The sequence below is a fragment of the Janthinobacterium sp. EB271-G4-3-2 genome, assembly GCF_020858035.1.
Classification (GTDB): domain Bacteria; phylum Pseudomonadota; class Gammaproteobacteria; order Burkholderiales; family Burkholderiaceae_D; genus Janthinobacterium; species Janthinobacterium aestuarii.
Window position 1 is genome coordinate 1 of sequence record NZ_JACYMG010000031.1, and the last position, 800, is coordinate 800.

Annotated in this window: 2 tRNA genes and 2 rRNA genes; all 4 read right to left on the reverse strand. The window is 46.6% G+C overall.

What is annotated here, in order from left to right:
- Positions 1-150, reverse strand: a 23S ribosomal RNA gene (locus IGS55_RS27790); the annotation flags it as partial.
- 249 nt (positions 151-399) lie between these two features.
- Positions 400-475 (reverse strand) — tRNA-Ala (locus tag IGS55_RS27795).
- Between the two features lie 107 nt (positions 476-582).
- Positions 583-659: transfer RNA gene (locus IGS55_RS27800), tRNA-Ile, on the reverse strand.
- A gap of 82 nt (positions 660-741) precedes the next feature.
- Positions 742-800, reverse strand: a 16S ribosomal RNA gene (locus IGS55_RS27805); the annotation flags it as partial.

The following is an 800-nucleotide window of genomic DNA, read 5'->3' on the forward strand; positions in this document are numbered from 1 at the left end:
ATGCAATACCCTAAAAGGGTGGGTTGCCCCATTCGGAAATCTGCGGATCAAAGTGTGTTTGCTCACTCCCCGCAGCTTATCGCAAGCTACTACGTCCTTCATCGCCTGTAATCGCCAAGGCATCCACCATGTGCACTTATTCGCTTGTCCCTATAACGTTAGCCTCTCATCATTTGCATAATGAAAGAGCGCCACAGGGATAAGAAAGTACAACGTTGTTGCTTGTTTGTTGATACATACAATCATTACCCATCGATTTGCTTGTTACGGCAAACCGATCAATAAATAATCTTTACTTCTTCCAGATTGTTAAAGAACGAAACAGCTTTGATCGCTAAAAGATCAAATCTAAACCGGGTCTATTTGACTGGCTTACATTTGCACTTTCGGGTAAAACTTTGGTGGAGGATGACGGGATCGAACCGACGACCCCCTGCTTGCAAAGCAGGTGCTCTCCCAGCTGAGCTAATCCCCCTGTGGGTCTTGCGTGGCTTTGACCTCTAAAAATCATCTGGCTTTGCCAGTGGTTTTTAGCTATCAACCAAACGAAAGTAGGTGTGTACTTTCGTTTGACGCTTTTACTGGTAGGGCTGGTTGGACTCGAACCAACGACCCCCGCGTTATCAACACGGTGCTCTAACCAGCTGAGCTACAGCCCCAAATGCTGTTCTTCTTTATTAACAGCCGATAAGTGTGAACATTTGATGCGTGAATCAGTTACCCGATTCGTGCAAACTCTAGAAAGGAGGTGATCCAGCCGCACCTTCCGATACGGCTACCTTGTTACGACTTCACCCCAG